The 15,615-nt window shown below is 41.5% G+C and carries 20 protein-coding genes; 10 read left to right on the forward strand and 10 right to left on the reverse strand.

Annotated elements, in window-relative coordinates:
• Positions 1 to 11 precede the first annotated feature (11 nt).
• The 8 genes from I593_RS05765 to I593_RS05800 are packed head-to-tail and all read left to right on the forward strand — an operon-like array spanning position 12 to position 4,328.
• A complete protein-coding gene (locus I593_RS05765; RefSeq protein WP_016166631.1) occupies positions 12 to 941 on the forward strand; it encodes a hypothetical protein in 930 nt (309 codons plus the stop codon).
• A 51-nt stretch (positions 942 to 992) separates the two neighbouring features.
• Positions 993 to 2,504 carry a UvrD-helicase domain-containing protein gene (locus I593_RS05770; protein WP_016166632.1) on the forward strand — a complete coding sequence of 504 codons (1,512 nt, stop codon included), beginning with the start codon at positions 993 to 995 and terminating at the stop codon, positions 2,502 to 2,504.
• Positions 2,492 to 2,809, forward strand: coding sequence for a hypothetical protein (locus I593_RS05775; protein WP_016166633.1), 318 nt, complete (start codon positions 2,492 to 2,494; stop codon positions 2,807 to 2,809). The genes I593_RS05770 and I593_RS05775 overlap by 13 nt, the downstream gene beginning before the upstream one ends.
• 57 nt (positions 2,810 to 2,866) lie before the next feature.
• Positions 2,867 to 3,265, forward strand: a complete 399-nt coding sequence (locus I593_RS05780) for a hypothetical protein (protein ID WP_016166634.1) — start codon at positions 2,867 to 2,869, stop codon at positions 3,263 to 3,265.
• Positions 3,258 to 3,533 (forward strand): hypothetical protein, encoded by a 276-nt coding sequence (locus I593_RS05785; protein WP_016166635.1) that lies wholly within the window; start codon positions 3,258 to 3,260, stop codon positions 3,531 to 3,533. Before I593_RS05780 ends, I593_RS05785 begins: the two co-directional genes overlap by 8 nt.
• Before the next feature lie 2 nt (positions 3,534 to 3,535).
• The gene (locus I593_RS05790) at positions 3,536 to 3,838 is read left to right on the forward strand and encodes a hypothetical protein (protein ID WP_016166636.1); all 303 of its coding nucleotides are present in this window, start codon (positions 3,536 to 3,538) and stop codon (positions 3,836 to 3,838) included.
• Positions 3,835 to 4,041: a hypothetical protein gene (locus I593_RS05795; RefSeq protein ID WP_016166637.1), complete on the forward strand. Its 207-nt coding sequence runs from the start codon at positions 3,835 to 3,837 to the stop codon at positions 4,039 to 4,041. Before I593_RS05790 ends, I593_RS05795 begins: the two co-directional genes overlap by 4 nt.
• Positions 4,041 to 4,328 (forward strand): hypothetical protein, encoded by a 288-nt coding sequence (locus I593_RS05800; protein ID WP_016166638.1) that lies wholly within the window; start codon positions 4,041 to 4,043, stop codon positions 4,326 to 4,328. The genes I593_RS05795 and I593_RS05800 overlap by 1 nt, the downstream gene beginning before the upstream one ends.
• 12 nt (positions 4,329 to 4,340) lie before the next feature.
• On the opposite strand, the gene I593_RS05805 is transcribed toward I593_RS05800, so the two are convergent.
• Positions 4,341 to 5,354: a tyrosine-type recombinase/integrase gene (locus I593_RS05805; protein ID WP_016166639.1), complete on the reverse strand. Its 1,014-nt coding sequence runs from the start codon at positions 5,352 to 5,354 to the stop codon at positions 4,341 to 4,343.
• Positions 5,355 to 5,672: 318 nt separating this feature from the next.
• Between I593_RS05805 and I593_RS05810 the strand changes: the two genes are divergently transcribed.
• Both I593_RS05810 and I593_RS05815 read left to right on the forward strand, forming a co-directional pair.
• A complete protein-coding gene (locus tag I593_RS05810) occupies positions 5,673 to 5,897 on the forward strand; it encodes a hypothetical protein (protein ID WP_016166640.1) in 225 nt (74 codons plus the stop codon).
• A gap of 9 nt (positions 5,898 to 5,906) precedes the next feature.
• Entirely contained in the window at positions 5,907 to 6,497 is a 591-nt protein-coding gene (locus I593_RS05815) for a hypothetical protein (protein WP_016166641.1), read from the forward strand.
• On the opposite strand, the gene I593_RS05820 is transcribed toward I593_RS05815, so the two are convergent.
• The 9 genes from I593_RS05820 to I593_RS05860 all read right to left on the reverse strand — a co-directional run bounded on the left by I593_RS05820 (position 6,490) and on the right by I593_RS05860 (position 15,575).
• Positions 6,490 to 7,122, reverse strand: coding sequence for a lysozyme (locus I593_RS05820; protein WP_016166642.1), 633 nt, complete (start codon positions 7,120 to 7,122; stop codon positions 6,490 to 6,492). The two genes, I593_RS05815 and I593_RS05820, sit on opposite strands and share 8 nt — an antisense overlap.
• Positions 7,109 to 7,372, reverse strand: coding sequence for a DUF7940 domain-containing protein (locus I593_RS05825; protein WP_016166643.1), 264 nt, complete (start codon positions 7,370 to 7,372; stop codon positions 7,109 to 7,111). The genes I593_RS05820 and I593_RS05825 overlap by 14 nt, the downstream gene beginning before the upstream one ends.
• A complete protein-coding gene (locus I593_RS05830; RefSeq protein WP_016166644.1) occupies positions 7,369 to 7,656 on the reverse strand; it encodes a phage holin family protein in 288 nt (95 codons plus the stop codon). The genes I593_RS05825 and I593_RS05830 overlap by 4 nt, the downstream gene beginning before the upstream one ends.
• Before the next feature lie 63 nt (positions 7,657 to 7,719).
• On the reverse strand, positions 7,720 to 7,899 hold the full coding sequence (locus I593_RS05835; protein ID WP_016166645.1) for a hypothetical protein: 180 nt from the start codon (positions 7,897 to 7,899) through the stop codon (positions 7,720 to 7,722).
• Positions 7,899 to 12,218 carry a TipJ family phage tail tip protein gene (gene gpJ, locus I593_RS05840; RefSeq protein ID WP_016166646.1) on the reverse strand — a complete coding sequence of 1,440 codons (4,320 nt, stop codon included), beginning with the start codon at positions 12,216 to 12,218 and terminating at the stop codon, positions 7,899 to 7,901. The genes I593_RS05835 and gpJ overlap by 1 nt, the downstream gene beginning before the upstream one ends.
• A gap of 55 nt (positions 12,219 to 12,273) precedes the next feature.
• Positions 12,274 to 12,852, reverse strand: coding sequence for a tail assembly protein (locus I593_RS05845; RefSeq protein WP_016166647.1), 579 nt, complete (start codon positions 12,850 to 12,852; stop codon positions 12,274 to 12,276).
• A complete protein-coding gene (locus I593_RS05850) occupies positions 12,836 to 13,591 on the reverse strand; it encodes a C40 family peptidase (protein WP_016166648.1) in 756 nt (251 codons plus the stop codon). Before I593_RS05850 ends, I593_RS05845 begins: the two co-directional genes overlap by 17 nt.
• 3 nt (positions 13,592 to 13,594) lie before the next feature.
• Complete coding sequence (locus I593_RS05855; RefSeq protein WP_016166649.1) at positions 13,595 to 14,401, reverse strand: phage minor tail protein L; 807 nt, start codon at positions 14,399 to 14,401, stop codon at positions 13,595 to 13,597.
• Complete coding sequence (locus I593_RS05860; protein ID WP_016166650.1) at positions 14,385 to 15,575, reverse strand: pyocin knob domain-containing protein; 1,191 nt, start codon at positions 15,573 to 15,575, stop codon at positions 14,385 to 14,387. Before I593_RS05860 ends, I593_RS05855 begins: the two co-directional genes overlap by 17 nt.
• Positions 15,576 to 15,615 lie beyond the last annotated feature (40 nt).

Consider the following 15,615-nt stretch of genomic DNA (forward strand, 5'->3'; position numbering starts at 1 on the left):
GAATATTTATCATGAATGCATTAGTTCAAAACACTGGCTTTTTAACTCCTACTAACCTTCAAGAAGCGATGCAAATTGCTGATTTATTGGCGAACTCTGAAATTGTCCCAAAGGACTATCAGAAAAAGCCTGGCAACATTTTAGTTGCTATGCAATGGGGTGCTGAAATTGGATTACAACCACTTCAAGCCATGCAAAACATTGCAGTAATTAATGGTCGTCCTTCGCTTTGGGGTGATGCTGTTCTTGCCTTGGTTCGTAGTTCAGGATTGCTTGAGCAGTTTGAAGAGACTCAAACTGATGACGTTGCAACTTGTATCGTTAAACGTAAAGGCCATAAAGCCGTTACCAAAACATTCAGCAAAGAAGATGCAAAACGTGCAGGTTTACTTTCTAAAGCTGGTCCTTGGTCTCAATATCCACGACGCATGATGCAAATGCGTGCACGTGGATATGCATTACGCGATGAGTTCACGGATATTCTTAAAGGGTTTGGGGTTGCTGAAGAAGAGCGCGATAAAGAAATTGATGTGACTCCTGAGCCATCAAATATCAAGAAGCATCAAGGTGCATCTGGTCTAAAAGCACAGTTAGAACATCGTGAACAACAGGACAAAGCTGTTGATATGGCACCTGAGTTCGACACAGCAGCTCTAATTGCAGAAATTGCTGCAGCAGAGTCACTGGATCAATTAAAACAAATTGGTTCCACTGTGCCAGATGATTTAGGTGAACCAGCTCAAACAGATATTAAAAATGCCTATGCTGCGAAGAAATTCTACCTTCAGTTGGTTGTTGATCTTGAAGATGCAGCCGATGTTGAAGTTATCAATTCAATCATGGGTGAACGTTTTGAACCTAACACTTCATATCTAACTGACGAACAGATCGACAAGATCAATTCAATTTACGAACGCAAAGCCGCTGAATTAACAGCATAACTCTGGCATGTGGTGCCCTCATCGATGAGGGTGCCAATAGTGAGATCAAAGATGAATCCAACTATGGAACAACGACATGCCATTGATATGGCAATTCAAGGACAATCTTGCAAAGTAACTGCCTATGCAGGTGCTGGTAAGACATCAACACTAAAATTAATTGGCAATGCAAAGTACAACCAACACGGTATGTACTTAGCATTTAACAAGGCAATTGCGACTGAGGCGCAGTCTAAATTCAATCACAATGTGAAGTGCAAAACCTTTCACAGTCTTGCATATAACTCTGTGCCACGCTGGTTGACGAACAAATTGAAGAATCGTCGCCTTATGTCCAACCAGTTGGCATACCGCCATAACCTTGAAAATTATCATGTGCCTGTCGCATTGGTAAAACAACGTGGAGAGGACGATAAGAAACGCTTATTCAATTCTAAGCATATGGCTAATGCTATGTTAAATGCAGTTGGATATTTCTGCCGTTCAAACCACAATGAGATCCAACTGGCGCATGTATATGCTGCCCTGCCTGACTGGATGGATGACACCTATCGCGCAGAGCTGGCTAATGTTCTTTTACCAAAGGCATATGACTATTGGGGCGATATTCTCAACCCTACAGGTGTGAACAAATTAGAGCACGATCATTATTTAAAATATTGGGCTTTAAGCAATCCAGTGATTAATTCAGATTTCATCCTGTTCGATGAAGCACAAGATGCCGATCCAATCATGTTGAATGTGTTGAGTAAGCAACAAGCTCAAGTCATTTATGTGGGTGACCGTCACCAGCAAATTTATGCTTTCAGAGGCGCGGTCAATGCCATGCAATCACTAGAAAATGCTGAGACACGTTTAAGCCAGTCATTCCGTTTTGGTGAAAATATTGCTGACCTTGCCAATAAGATTTTATTCAATGTCTTGGATGAAACTATTCCATTACGTGGCTTTGAACAAATCAATTCTAGTGTTGGTGATGTCAGTGACGTGATTGCAGATGCATTCATCTACCGTACCAATGCTGCTGCCCTATCGAACATGGTTGAGTTGGTAAAAATTGGACGAGAGCCACGCTTGGAATTTGATACAACCTCTTTGTTGAAAAATATTGAAGATGCCAAAAAAGTGAAAAATGGTGTCAAGGTTCACGACGGTAGTGTGTTTGAAGGCTTTAGCAATTGGGAAGAAGTCATCGAATATACCGAAGAAGTTTCAGGCAATGATCTTAAACCACTGGTGAGCCTAATTAATACAGTTGGTGAAGCTGCTTTGATTGAAGCATTGATGAAGAGCAACTCAAGTGATTTTGATTGTGTTGTGACTACAGCCCATAAATCGAAAGGTCTGGAATTTAACAAGGTCAAACTTGGTGGTGACTTCTTTTATAAGGAAGCGGCTGCACCTGGTGAGAAAGTTCTATCTGAAGACGAAGCCCGACTTTTATATGTTGCTGCTACACGTGCAAAAAAAGAATTGGATATTTCGGCTTTAAACCCACTGTTCAAAGCTATTGGCTACAGCACTAAAACTCAACCTGAGGGACGAGAATTATGCGTGCAGTAGTCAAACCAAAGAACCTCTTAGGATTCAAAATCTGGTTAGAAAAACTAGGCTATGACGTAAATGCGTTAAACGGTGGTTTTGCAGCAAGAGCTAAAAGCCGTGAAGCACAACGGGCATATAAGAAGTCACATCACTATGTTCGTGTAGGTGCTGACTTATCAGGCAATCCAGCAGCTCATGAACTTGGCAACGAATTTGAACGGCATCTTGCGGCACCTGAACAAACTTGTACAGCAAAAGCAGAAAAGGAAATTCTGCATATAGTCAAAGGTGAATCACATGGAATGGGTGGTTTGGTTGCTTGAAGTGATGTTGGTTATAAACGGCACGGTAATTATTAAATTCAATTTATGGTGGTTGTGATGGATATAGATCAACTAAAGAAATGTGAAGAAGCCTTTGAGTTAGAAGTTTCACAAATGGGCTTTAACTTGGATAAAGTCTGGGGTACTTACGAAAATCCCTACAAAGAGCATGATGCAAAACTTGCTTATGAATTGTTTAAAAAAGGTTGGCAAGCCAAATCCCAAGCGGTGCCTGACGGGTTTGTTTTGGTTCCTCGCGAATTAAGTGCAGATGAAGCTCGCAAGCACGCTGAAGCAATGTTCAATAAAGTTGAGCACATGGCTAGAAATGAACAACGTGATTTAAGTGAATCTGAGTTCGAGTTATTTAAGAATCGTTGGATTGATGCAAGAACCTTAACCATCCAGTTTGACTGGAAAGCCATGATCGAAGCACAGGAGCAAAGTCATGAATAAAAACAAAATGCTTGTGATCAATCATATTGAGCCAGTTGGTTTGATTGCAGAAAACGGCTCTGATTTAGCAAAAGCTTTTTGCAATCTTTATTTTGTTCAAGCTGTAAATGAAATTGCTGATCAAAATGACATTGAAGCGATTCACTTTATGGGTAGTGTTGCAGGTCACGCCTTATGCCAGATGTTCAGCCAGAACATCAAATTCGATCAACTTGACTCTGTATTAGCTCAACTGCGTAGCTATGTAATTCAAACACAAGGGGCTTAGTCATGACTAAGATTGAATTCAACCAAACTGGCGACTTTTCTGCATTTTATGCAGCAACAAATTGGCTTAAAGAGCAAGGATATAGTTACGGCTCAATGTGTATGGATGAACCTATTGGCATCCTAAAAGGTAACTGGTGTATTGCTAAGTGGCGCAACCTAACCATTACTGAACGCAAACAACTAGATGGTCAATTGGTCTCTGATGATTTTCGTGAAGGTCCCGTTGTAATTCAACTTAAGGATCCTGCTACAGATGAAGAAATTAAATCTGGTGACCGCATTAAGCAAGGAGCAAAGTCATGATGATCAATAATTTTCAGTGTCATAACTGTGGACTTAAAGTCGAGATCCGTAGCTGCCCAGTTTGTGAAACCAATGTTCATATATTAGACCTTAACAACCCTATGGATGCTTTTATTGCTAGCGGTGGTTTTGTTAAAGCACTAGCCCAAACTTGCGATTCTTCGCCTGAAAGAGTAGTTAAAAGTTCTAAGGAGATGTCTTGATGGGAGCTTTAAAATATACAATTACAGTTGAATCTGATGTGCCTCCAAAGATTTTTTTAGGGTCCGAAATCGGCGGTGCAACTGTAGTCGGGATGCAACAGGAAAAGGTTGAATTGGTATCTGCTGCGGATATTGCACAGCGACATGGCATTTCAGTTGCAACCGTGCGTAGACGGCTAAGTGTTATCAACCAAGGGACTGAGGGTAAATTTCTCTATGATCCTGTGAAGGCATCCCAGTTATTAAAAGACAGTACATCTAAACGTGGAAGAAAGAGAGCTTGTTAGCTCTCTTTCTTTTTATGAGTTAAACATTTCAACTAGTTCATCTGCATCTGGGTTGTAATAAACATTCACCAGAACTTCAATTTTCTTGTGACCTGTAATTTTCGCTAATACTTCTACAGGTAATTTTCTAATTTTAACCATTCTAGAAATTGCTTCATGGCGTGTGTCATGAAAATGGAAATCTTCAATTCCTGATTCAGCCTTTCTTCGCTCCCACAACTTTCTAAATGCATCCGGGCTTTGTGGAATGATTTGCTCATCCTCATGCGGAATCAAAGCAATCAGCTCTTTAGCGAACTTAGATAAAGGCACATTGCGTTTAGAGCCATTTTTAGTTTTTGGAAGGTGTACATAGCCGTCATAAATTTCTGAGCGCTTCATATTCAGGATCTCGCCCTTGCGCATCGCTGTTTCGATAGCAAATAAAAATCCCCATGCGACATAATGCTGTGGCAATGTTGGTACCTGCCCTATTTCATATTCTAAGAGCTTCAACATCGTATCAATTTCAGCCTGTGAAATTCGACGGTACCGTGATTCAGGTTTGACTGGCTTCGATATTTGCATCCAAACATTTGAATCCAACAAAAACATTTCTTTTTGAGCATATGTGTACATTGCTGAATAGAGTGAAATCTCTTTAAGCACAGTATTTTCTTTTACTTCAGTACAACGCTTATTTCGCCAATTAGTTAAATCGAGTGGTGTAATGTCATGAATATTTTTATGGGCCAACTCACCCATCTTTTTTTCAAAGGTTTTGTACTGTGTCAAAATCCAATCTTTAGACTTTGTATGCTTGCCTACTTTATCCCAATAAACATCAAATAACTGCTTATAGGTGAAAACAGGTTTTTCATTTACTGGAGCATCTTCTTTGGCACCTGCTTTCAACTCAAGTATTTTTATTGCTGCCCACTGCTCACATTCTTTTTCTGTATCTCGGGTTGCTGAGTAACGCTTTCCATCGAACATTAATTCAATTCGATAGGCATCACCTCTTTTTCTGGCTTTGGGTAATTTCATCGTACAGGTCTTGGCGTAATCTTGGCGTAAATTATGGCGTATTTTCACTAAAAAGAGCAACAAATGCACCAATTGCGCCAAATTACAGGCAAAAAAAAGACCTACAAGTTATTGATTCTAACTGTAAGTCTTTGATTTTATTTGGTAGGCATATCCAGACTCGAACTGGAGACCTCTACGATGTCAAAGCCTGAATATAATTATTAAAATCAATATATTACTTCTAAACTGACGTAATTTTGTCGCTGTAAAACACAATGGCTATAAATGATGCAATTATGTACTATCATTCTGACACAATGGCCAGAGTAAAAAACCATGTGGTGCATCAAAAAAAATGGCTTATATTTATCAACCAAAACAATTGTTCACGAAGATGACTATTGGGAGCCTTCTGAGATTACGGCCCAAATGACAACAAATATTGCTTGGGTAGATAACGTTGATTTAGCAGATACGTTTATTGATCGTATGAGAGCAGAAAGCTACTTGGCCATGAAGCGTGGGGAGTTTTGGCGGAATGCAAGGGTTATTGAGGAGTAAAATAATAAAATGCTATTTTTTGAATTTATAAGTAAAAACAGTACTGCGATTGAAGCTATTGTAGCTATTTTAAATTTGATATTGATTGGCTTTCTAACCTTTAGAGGGAATAGGCTTCAGAATGAAGTCCATACTATGGAAGTTTTTTCTAGAATCCAGCAAGAATCGCTGTTTTGTCAGAGCTTAATTACTGACTTTATTATGTTTTTCGAACAAAGAGCTACGACAACCTCGTCTTACTTAAAAACTTTATATGATGTAGGTGCATCTGATCCTGATAATGAAGGATTTGCACGTATAAGCCTTGGAGAGTATCAATCAATTTTAGAAAAACTAAACAACTTAAAATCTTCATTTGAAGAAGCCTATATCTCTTTAACCCTTGATAAAGTAAGTTATAAAACCCTTCAATCAAAATTTATAGAAATTACTCATCTTAAGTCATTTCTCTCTAACCATAGTCCAATAAAAGTATTTAACTCTTGCTCAGATGGACATAGCTCTATTTGGCTAGAAGATGAGCAAAAATATGATTCCGCTTTTAAAGAGACTAATAAGGTTCTAATCGAAATAAATAAAAAAATTGAAGCCCTCAAGTGAGGGCTTTCAAAAACAACATTTTCTCTTTAGCACGACGATTAGCTAAACCACTCACTTTGACTCCATTGTCATAAACCCAACGGTCAAATTGTGAAGTTGCAGCTTTTAACTGACCTTTATTGATTAAAGTAAGCATCGTACTTTTCGAAAAAGCAGTTTCACCAATGTTGTAAACAAAACTGGCCAGAGCATCAAATTGGTTTTGATTAATGTCGACTTTCACATATTTATCCAGGCATGCATCTACCCATTGGCAATCATTCTTGAGCCATAGTTCAGCTTGACCTCGTGTACACGTATCACCCGCTTTAACCTTGGTGCCATTTGGATACTTGATCGTGCCAAAGCCAATGGTCCACACGCCACCAGTGTCTAAATAAGCATTTGCACGAAATCCTTCAAACTCTCGGATGATTTCGAAGCCCTGCTCTGAAATATCACGTAGCCCTGTAACTACTGGCGTGGTCGGCAATGAATAGCCAATGAGCCTTGCAAATTCCGTCAGACCATTGGTTGCAATAATGGCATCACCTGCATTGACCTGATCTTGAGTCAACTTGCCCCCAGACATAGCACGCAACCAAGAATATGCCTGGGCAATTTGTTCTGAATTATTCACCGTCATTTGTATCAACCTCATCATGCAATTCAGGCTGTTTTTTCAAACGTGCAAGCACCATGGCTACACCTACAAAACATCCGACCACTTCTTTCCATTGCTCTGGCATCATGTTTTTAACGTCTTGCGGAATGACGTTCCAAACTCCCATAAATTGATCTGCGAATAAAATCAGGGCATAAAAAATGGCGCTTAATGCGCCAACTTGTACCGATTTCATTTTGTATGCTTGTTTCCAGTTTTCGATTAATTTCATTCCAATTCACCTGCTTTCGCTTTAACGACTTTGCGCAATTGCGCTTCTACAAACTGGCTACCCAACGTGCCAAGAAACGCCCCCAAACCTAAGACACCAAGCATGCTCAAATCTGAAATCCATATAAGAACTGCTCCAGCACCTAAGGTTGTGAAGCCATTCAAAATTGAGCGTCCAATAATGACTCGCCATGTGGTTTTTTCTTCACTTACAAGTATCTTTGCCATAGCAATAGCGATTCCCATAAAAATTAACTGCAATGCCACTTTTTCATGCTCTTGCATGTAACCCCCTTAAACTTGGCAATAAAAAAGCACCTTTTAAGGTGCCGTCATTCGTTCATATTGTTAATAAAGTTTATAAAGCTCTCGATTAACCACATGGTATTGTGTTGCTGAGACTTGAGACTCAACTTGAATCATGTCCTGGTTAGCTTCCAAGTGAATTGAATTCGCCAGGAACTCAGGACATTCAACAAGATTTTCAATTCTGCCAGTCTCTATATCAAACACCGCAAAATAAGCCATCACTTCCTCATTGTCATTGCGTGTATATATCGCTGTGAAACGCTTACATTGCCACCTGAACCTGATTTAAGCTGCAGTTGGAATGTTCCCGCGATACCCGTTGAATCATGCCTTGAAATATTCAATGTCCCCGCGCTGCGAGCACTACCACGAATCGTTACATTGTGACTGTGAATACCATCAAGTCCCATTGATGCACTACCGTTTAAATTTAAATTATGGTTATGTGATCCTCCCGAATTGGTTGATCCGCTATAACTATGGTTATGTGAAGAGTTAGAAACCGTTCCAGCAGAAGAGCTATTGGTACTCCCATTGTAACCATGGCTATGGCTTCCAGCATCACTAGAAGTACCTGAAACAGTCACACTTACACTATGTTGATGTTGGCCACTATTTTCAGAGGTCACACCCACTGAAGCGTAATCAATAAAATGTACTTCCAAATCTTCAAATACGACATTGCCATTTTTCAGGACACGACAAAGCAACCGTTGCTGCGATGTATAAGAGGTAAAACTAAATACAGCACCAAAAGTCAAAATGGTATGTCCCATATCTGATGGCACAGCCAAAGTTTGAATCGTGATGTAATCAGTACTGACCGTTGTTGCTGCTTCTGCAAATGCCGAAACAGGTACAGTCACCGCATTATCTTTGATCTTGAGAGTATCAACGGCAAGATTCGCAATTTTCCCTTCAGTTACCGCTAAATTATCAATTTTTGCGGTTGTCACAGCCAAAGCATCAATCTTGGCTGTTTTGACTGCGAGATCTTCAATATGCGATGTCTTGACTGACTGATAGTCAAACATTGCAGACTTCATGTAAGCAGACACAGGGAAAACCGTTCCAGTCAATGGATCCGTGTAAGGCGTTGTTCTAAATATGAATGGATAGGTCGTCCCTACAGTACCTGCTGGATTGCCTAACGCAAACATATCTGAATTGATGATGAAGTTCGATGTTTTACCATCGTTCATCACGCCCATACCCGCAACATAGCCGTTGCTATCTAGCTTCAGCGTGTATTGCAGGTTGATCCCATTAATTGACTGCTGCTGTGTTTGAATACTTGCCGTATTTTGCCCTACTGTAGTTTGCAAAATCGTCGTAGCAGAGACATTCGCAGCAATTGCACTGGCATTGGCTTGGATTTGGCTTTGATAAATCGCATCATTCGCTGCCATTTGCGCAATCACTGAATCAGTGCGAATTGACTGCGCAATATCCTCTTCAATTCGTGCAGATTGTTCAGACCAAACCCCTGCATAGCCTGCAGTTGATCCGATCAATAGTGAATCATCACCAATCAACGATGGATTGACTTGCGCATAAACTCCATCGATTTTTGTGGTGTTTGCAGTAATCAATTCACCCTGTGCAGCCACTGTTGAAGAAACTTGATTCAATGCACCTGTACTGGCTTTGCCTCCTAGATCTGCCACGACTGTATCAATACGCTGCCCTAATGCCGAATCAGCATTTGTTCGTGCTGTCACCTCCTGTTGAATAGAAGCCAAGTTTTGATCTGACTTGGTAACGACAGTATCAATGCGTTGCCCTAATGCCGAATCGGCATTTGCGCGTGCCGTTGCTTCTTGCTGAATTGCACTCGCATTGTTCCCAGCACTTGCACTTACAGTATCAATCCGTTGTGACAAGTTTTGGTCAGCGGATTGGCGTTCAGTCTTTTCTGTACTGATTGCAGTTGCACGCTTACTGGCTTCATCGACAATAGCATTGGCACGATCAAGAGACTCTTGCGAGATAGCATTTTTATTGATTTCAATCTGGTCAATTTGAGTCTGTAAATCTTGATGTAGCTGTGACTCAGTTATTTTCCCAGACAGAATATCCAGTACGGCCGATGCATCTGCAGACGTGGTGGCATAGGTCCAATTGGACCAATCCCCCACATTACCAATGCGGTCAATCAAACGTCCCCGATAAAACTGGGTTAAATTTGGCTGTAATCCTTGGATCGTATGGGTTGTGGTCGGATATGAAAACAATCCAAGCTGAGCAATATTGCTGATCCCATCAGGTGAAACCTGAATTTCCGTATAAGCAGTATCCAAAGCACCCACCGCAGGAAAGCCCCACTTCAAATGCATACCAAACAAGATGCCTGTCGCAGTAATGAACGCAAGTTTAGGTGGATTACCCAGCTTTCCTTTCAGTGCTGTCAGCGTTGAATAGGTGGCCAGTGAAGCAATATCAAAGGCATTAATTGCAACAACTCGCGCCTGATAGTTGCCCGTGTAAATCCCTTGCACCTCAATAGAGTTATTCCCAGTGATCGGCAACTTTAACCAGGAACCATCATCTTTGCGCCACTCCACTTGATACTTGGTTGCACCTTCAGCTTGTGGCCAAGTAATAATCATCGTCGCAACAGTTAAACCTTGCTGCACCATTTGTTCAGAACTGATCGTCACTGAAGCAACAGGGTTTTGCAATTTCGGATTGATAATCGAAATTGGCCGTTCATCAATAAATGCCCCGTTATCAATCGCATCATATTTCGATGCATTGTATTGCAAAGCATTGATCGTAAATTGGTGGGTATCATCCTGGGTAATTGAAATTACGCGAAATTTCATCGTCGCTAGATCTTGCGCATCCACAACCCAAACATTTTGGGCTGATACAGATTCAAATGCCGATACAACCGTAATCACACGGCCCGTCATCGATTGAACAATACGCGCTTGAGCCTTACCATTTTCACCATTTACTACTAAGCGATCACCTGCACGACAAATCACATCATTCCGATCTAAAGTGATCTTTTTGAGGTCTGCACTGACTGCAGCAATACGACCACCATTGGCTCGACCCGCAAACAATGCATCGGCAACTTCAATGACTTTACCAGGGCGCGGAATAAATCCATCTAGTCCGACTTTAAACGTCACTGTGCGCGTTTCATACTGTTCAGATTTAAGTGCCCAATGCCCTGCCCGTTGCGCCTGTGCTTCACTGGTACAACCATAAGCAGCAATTTCAGCAATACGGATGCCTAGTCGTGCAATGGCTGCTTCATCCCGCACAAATACATATTCAGTTTTATAGCGGTTGTTTGGATTATCCCAAGCCACTTTGGCAACAGTATGCCGATCACGTGCACGTGTGCCTGAATATTCAAAATGCCCATCAATGACATTGGCTGCGGTATAGGTGAAATAAGTATCTTGCGGAATATCCGCATCACAAACGATGGCTTGACCATCCCAATAGATATACGCGCGAAAAGCCCCTGCCATTTTGGAGAGTACAGACCAGGCATCATCTTGGGATTGCTCATAGACATTCAAAGTGAACCGTGGTTCCTGCCCACCCTTTCCATCTGGAACCAATTGATCACAGTATTGACCCAAGCGATAAATTGACCATTTATCAATCATGCTTGAATTAATGCGATTACCCAGTGCATAACGTTTACTGATACACACATCATAAAAATGCCAAGCTGGATTATTACTATAGGCACGTTTAAATGTACCATCCCATAAGCCTGTGTAAACACGTGTAACAGGGTTGTAGTTGCTCGGAAGTAGAATTTCAACTCCTTCGCACTCGGCAGCCATTTTCGCCACATTGGAAAATGTTTCTGCATCATATTGCAAACCCAACAAGGCTGTATTGGGATAACGTAATTTGGCATCAATGACTTCAGTGATTGCCTGTACGTACATCTTGTCACTGACAGTTTCTGAATTTGAATTTGGGGTAATACGACGGACACGAACCTGCCAACCAAAATTGGCTTTTGGTAAATCTATACGATGTGAACGCTCATAATTGGCTGAGGTTTTATCGGAGATTTTAGTATTTAATACTTCGGTCCACGTCCCACCATCGGTTTGTAAATCGATTGCATAGAGAATGGTGATACCACTGACATCTCCATTGTCCATATTTTGTTGGCGTAGTGGCCCCCAACGTAAACGAATACGTAGTGCATCAAGTTCAAGATTGGTAAAGCTTTTGACCCATGCTGCGCTGGATTTGAGTTCAACCCCAATGCCTGTTTCTGACGAAATGTCTGGAAAGCCATCGATATAAGTTTGATCATTGGTGCCCAGGCGTGAATCAACCGTGACATTTTCAAAGTTCCAAATCCCATTGGCATCTTGTAAAGGGGTATCGTCTAGGTAAATTGAACGTATGCCATTCACCAAGCCTTTTATAGGCCCTTCTGATAAACCATAGAGAATTTTAATAAAGGTTTTGGATTGTGCCGAGTCTGTAGCAATGACAGACTTTCTCGCTTCACCGCTGCCCGCTTTTGCACCTTGCACCACTCGATTCATACGCCTACCCAAGCATTAAAAAAGGCGCTTAAAGCGCCCATAAAAATTAAGATGATTAGATTTGATCTTCTGGATATTGCCCTGCTGAAACAATAAAACCGCCAACTTCACGACGACCACGTAACACTGGCACTGGATTACCCTGTGCTACTGTGGTCACTGCACCACCAAAGCCCATATTGGCTTTATTACCGTCCTGATTGCTGTCTTGTGTATTATCAATTTTAGGCATCAACATTTGAGCCACACCGCCAATCATCATGCCTATACCCGCACCGATTAAATTTGCCCCCCAAGGTTGTCCGAAATACATTGCTACAGCACCAGCCACGATTAGGATAGCCCCGATAATGGTTTGCACGATGCCATTCCCACCCGCACCAATCACTTTTGGCACGATCTTGATTACGGTAGCATCTGTACTCATATCAATTTCTTGTTCCGAAATATTATGTTTGTCCTGGTAAACTGCAAAAGTAAGGCCCTGCTCATGTGCATGTAACATGAACTTTTCAAAGCCAGGAACTTGTGCAGATAAAGCACGCATGGCTTCACGGGTATTGGCCACATCCAGTTTAAATTGCTTACCAAATTTCTTCCCTAGAATGCCGTACAACTTAATGGTTTTTAACATCTTGATGCCTCACAATCTTAACCACCCGCTCTTGCCACTGTGCCCCGTAAATTTCCCGTACTGATTTACGTCCATAGGGGTGATGCAGAATGAGTGCCGAACCTATGCAGGGTTCACTTTGTTCTGACTGGAGCTGACCATCATCAGCAAGAAACACAACAGCATGATTAGGGTGTTCAGTACGACCCACGCGACAAATAAGCACATCACCGCGCTGTAAAGTATCCACTTCATAAAAGCCTGCTTTTGTAAAATTGTCTAAATACAGGGATGCATGCGTTGGATCTTCCCACCATCGATCCACACGTTCAAAATCTGGCAATGTGATATTGAGTTCACGTTGGTAGTAATCACGGATCAATGCATAACAGTCCTGCCAGCCATGGTGATAATTACGCCCCACCAACGGTGCCCGATAGCCATTCGGTGCATACACCTGAAATTCAACTTCTGGATAGGCACAAATCACCCACGGCTTTTGGTGCAACTCAATTTGAATTAAATCCAGTTCAGATGCTTGAGCACTGGCATTCGGATGTGAATGCACATAGGCTTCAATTTCGCCCATGTCTTCTGCATTTGCTAAGTCTTCATGATGAATTTCAAATTGATCCACTCCTTGCGCTACATTGCGACAAGGGTGATAACATCCATTGACGATGACACCACAGCATTCTTGCGGATACACCTGTGCTGCATGCTCTATAACGGCATGTTTGATAGTTGTTGATAATTGCATAATTCACCCAATTAAGTTGGCTGCTGGATAACCCCCAATCGGTAAAGGTTTACTGCCGAATCGCAGCTTGCAGGAACTTAAACGCCCCCCGCATTTATCTAATGCAGGGTTATCCGTTGGTTGATCTTTATCAGTGAACATTGCAGCACCTGTATAGCCACATTCTTCACCACGGTAATTGCCCATCACGCACCAGTGGCACATGTTGGTAATTTGACGGACTGGAATTCTTTGACCTTCAAAATCAATTGGATTGGATAGTTCAAATGAGACTTGAGCTGAACTTTCTGAGGTCTTTTGCTCGATATACCAAAGTTGTTCACTGGCCTCATTTGAAGCAGTGCTATTACCAGCACTAAAATTTTCCGCATCTAGGTATTTTGCTAAAGTGCGAATAACTTTAAGTTTGGCTCCAGCAAAGTCATTGAACTGTAAACAATATGCAGAAATGGCATTTTGTACCCCTGCAATATTGTTGGCCATCGCTAGTGATGGTGCTGAAGCTTTACCATCGGAGCGCATCTCTAGCCCTGTCACTTCAAGGGGTAATGGCTCAAATGTTTGACCTTGCCAAATAATATTTCGGTTCCAGACTTTATTGGTGCCCACATCAAAGACTTTACCAATAGAGCCAGTATCTGAACCTATCAATCCTGCTGATCCGATGGATGTGTAGATACGCTCCCAATCTTGATAAGAAATATGCCCATGAAAACGTAAAATGCCAGCTCCTAATTGGCTGGCATCAAGTTCATACAAAGTAATTAATCCATCAACATACAGTTTCTGAAAATCACTGTTCAGTGTCATCAATAGCTTCCTCTAATTGAGGTTCTTCATGTAAACGCAGATCGATACAACGGGTATCAGGAATATCGATAGGATTATCCAAATCTGGCACCACTGCAGCCAGTTCAAAATCAAACTTACGCTTATGGGTTTTTACTGAAATATCGCCATTTTCTAAGATGGTATAGATAACCGCAACAACAGTATTGCCATTAGCATCTTTTGGGACTTCGATATACCAACCTTCCTGGGCAAGACCGAGTGAACCTTTTACCAGGTAATCCCCAATACCCAATTTTTCGAACGTGATTGGCTGTTTCTGAGCATCATCATTCAATTCAATGTGATCATTAAACAATTTGACCACTGGTGATGCTGCTTTGATAAAACCAGAACCATCAACGGTTGTATTGGCTTTAGTTAGAAGTTCAAACCACGAGGAATAAGCTGCACCATAACTTTTACGTCGATAAAACATCTGACTCGTTGAAGTACAAAGAGATAACTGTGCTTCATGCTCAGTCGCATTTTTAATATTAAATCCAAGGATGAACTGAGATGCTTTAGTCGGATAATTTTTTGCTGCAGTTGCAGCAGTACTTTGGTTTTGTAGCCCCACAAAGAAACCTTGCGCTGCCAAAGTATTTAAATCTGCTGCCCCTAATGAAAACCCACCAGCCCCTAAACCATTAGCAACTAATTGCTGATAAACAGCATCATTGGCATCAATTGCTCGCTTCCATGCAGACCAACTGGTTCCTGAATTTGTTGTAATACGTGAATAGGTTTCATTGGTTGTTGCAGTTTTATAAATCTGGATTCTATAACCATTCGACCCAGATATATCCAAAACCTGAAGTGACCCAGTTTGACCTGAAACGGGGAAATTATTACTGACCAAACCCGAAGCAAAAGTATCGTTACCATAGAATCCAGGTTCGATTATTGTATTTAAATCAATATCTACAGCTCTTTCACCCTTCCAAACTCTTAAAGCTCGGCATGCAGTCAAGGCTGTGGTTTGACCTGTACCACCATTTACGATGGGTAATGCTGATGGCAAAGTACCAGATGCACCACCTAATGCAGCATAGAGTTCATTATCATTTGCTTGAAGTTTGGAGGCAGCTGATCGAAACGTATCTCCGCCTGCGCCAGTGGGAGCCGTGCCCAAACTAACTGTTTGCTTAGCCATAATTTGCTCACAAAAAAGCCCTGACTAAGCAGGGCATGAA

The organism is Acinetobacter tandoii DSM 14970 = CIP 107469 (genome assembly GCF_000400735.1).
Classification (GTDB): Bacteria; Pseudomonadota; Gammaproteobacteria; order Pseudomonadales; family Moraxellaceae; genus Acinetobacter; species Acinetobacter tandoii.

What these genes read in the sequence shown, in the direction of transcription:
- I593_RS05765 (WP_016166631.1), top strand. Translation starts at nt 12, where the DNA reads ATGAATGCATTAGTTCAAAACACTGGCTTTTTAACTCCTACTAACCTT.
- I593_RS05770 (WP_016166632.1), top strand. Translation starts at nt 993, where the DNA reads ATGAATCCAACTATGGAACAACGACATGCCATTGATATGGCAATTCAA.
- I593_RS05775 (WP_016166633.1), top strand. Translation starts at nt 2,492, where the DNA reads ATGCGTGCAGTAGTCAAACCAAAGAACCTCTTAGGATTCAAAATCTGG.
- I593_RS05780 (WP_016166634.1), top strand. Translation starts at nt 2,867, where the DNA reads ATGGATATAGATCAACTAAAGAAATGTGAAGAAGCCTTTGAGTTAGAA.
- I593_RS05785 (WP_016166635.1), top strand. Translation starts at nt 3,258, where the DNA reads ATGAATAAAAACAAAATGCTTGTGATCAATCATATTGAGCCAGTTGGT.
- I593_RS05790 (WP_016166636.1), top strand. Translation starts at nt 3,536, where the DNA reads ATGACTAAGATTGAATTCAACCAAACTGGCGACTTTTCTGCATTTTAT.
- I593_RS05795 (WP_016166637.1), top strand. Translation starts at nt 3,835, where the DNA reads ATGATGATCAATAATTTTCAGTGTCATAACTGTGGACTTAAAGTCGAG.
- I593_RS05800 (WP_016166638.1), top strand. Translation starts at nt 4,041, where the DNA reads ATGGGAGCTTTAAAATATACAATTACAGTTGAATCTGATGTGCCTCCA.
- I593_RS05805 (WP_016166639.1), bottom strand. Translation starts at nt 5,354, where the DNA reads ATGAAATTACCCAAAGCCAGAAAAAGAGGTGATGCCTATCGAATTGAA.
- I593_RS05810 (WP_016166640.1), top strand. Translation starts at nt 5,673, where the DNA reads ATGTGGTGCATCAAAAAAAATGGCTTATATTTATCAACCAAAACAATT.
- I593_RS05815 (WP_016166641.1), top strand. Translation starts at nt 5,907, where the DNA reads ATGCTATTTTTTGAATTTATAAGTAAAAACAGTACTGCGATTGAAGCT.
- I593_RS05820 (WP_016166642.1), bottom strand. Translation starts at nt 7,122, where the DNA reads ATGACGGTGAATAATTCAGAACAAATTGCCCAGGCATATTCTTGGTTG.
- I593_RS05825 (WP_016166643.1), bottom strand. Translation starts at nt 7,372, where the DNA reads ATGAAATTAATCGAAAACTGGAAACAAGCATACAAAATGAAATCGGTA.
- I593_RS05830 (WP_016166644.1), bottom strand. Translation starts at nt 7,656, where the DNA reads ATGCAAGAGCATGAAAAAGTGGCATTGCAGTTAATTTTTATGGGAATC.
- I593_RS05835 (WP_016166645.1), bottom strand. Translation starts at nt 7,899, where the DNA reads ATGGCTTATTTTGCGGTGTTTGATATAGAGACTGGCAGAATTGAAAAT.
- gpJ (WP_016166646.1), bottom strand. Translation starts at nt 12,218, where the DNA reads ATGAATCGAGTGGTGCAAGGTGCAAAAGCGGGCAGCGGTGAAGCGAGA.
- I593_RS05845 (WP_016166647.1), bottom strand. Translation starts at nt 12,852, where the DNA reads ATGTTAAAAACCATTAAGTTGTACGGCATTCTAGGGAAGAAATTTGGT.
- I593_RS05850 (WP_016166648.1), bottom strand. Translation starts at nt 13,591, where the DNA reads ATGCAATTATCAACAACTATCAAACATGCCGTTATAGAGCATGCAGCA.
- I593_RS05855 (WP_016166649.1), bottom strand. Translation starts at nt 14,401, where the DNA reads ATGACACTGAACAGTGATTTTCAGAAACTGTATGTTGATGGATTAATT.
- I593_RS05860 (WP_016166650.1), bottom strand. Translation starts at nt 15,575, where the DNA reads ATGGCTAAGCAAACAGTTAGTTTGGGCACGGCTCCCACTGGCGCAGGC.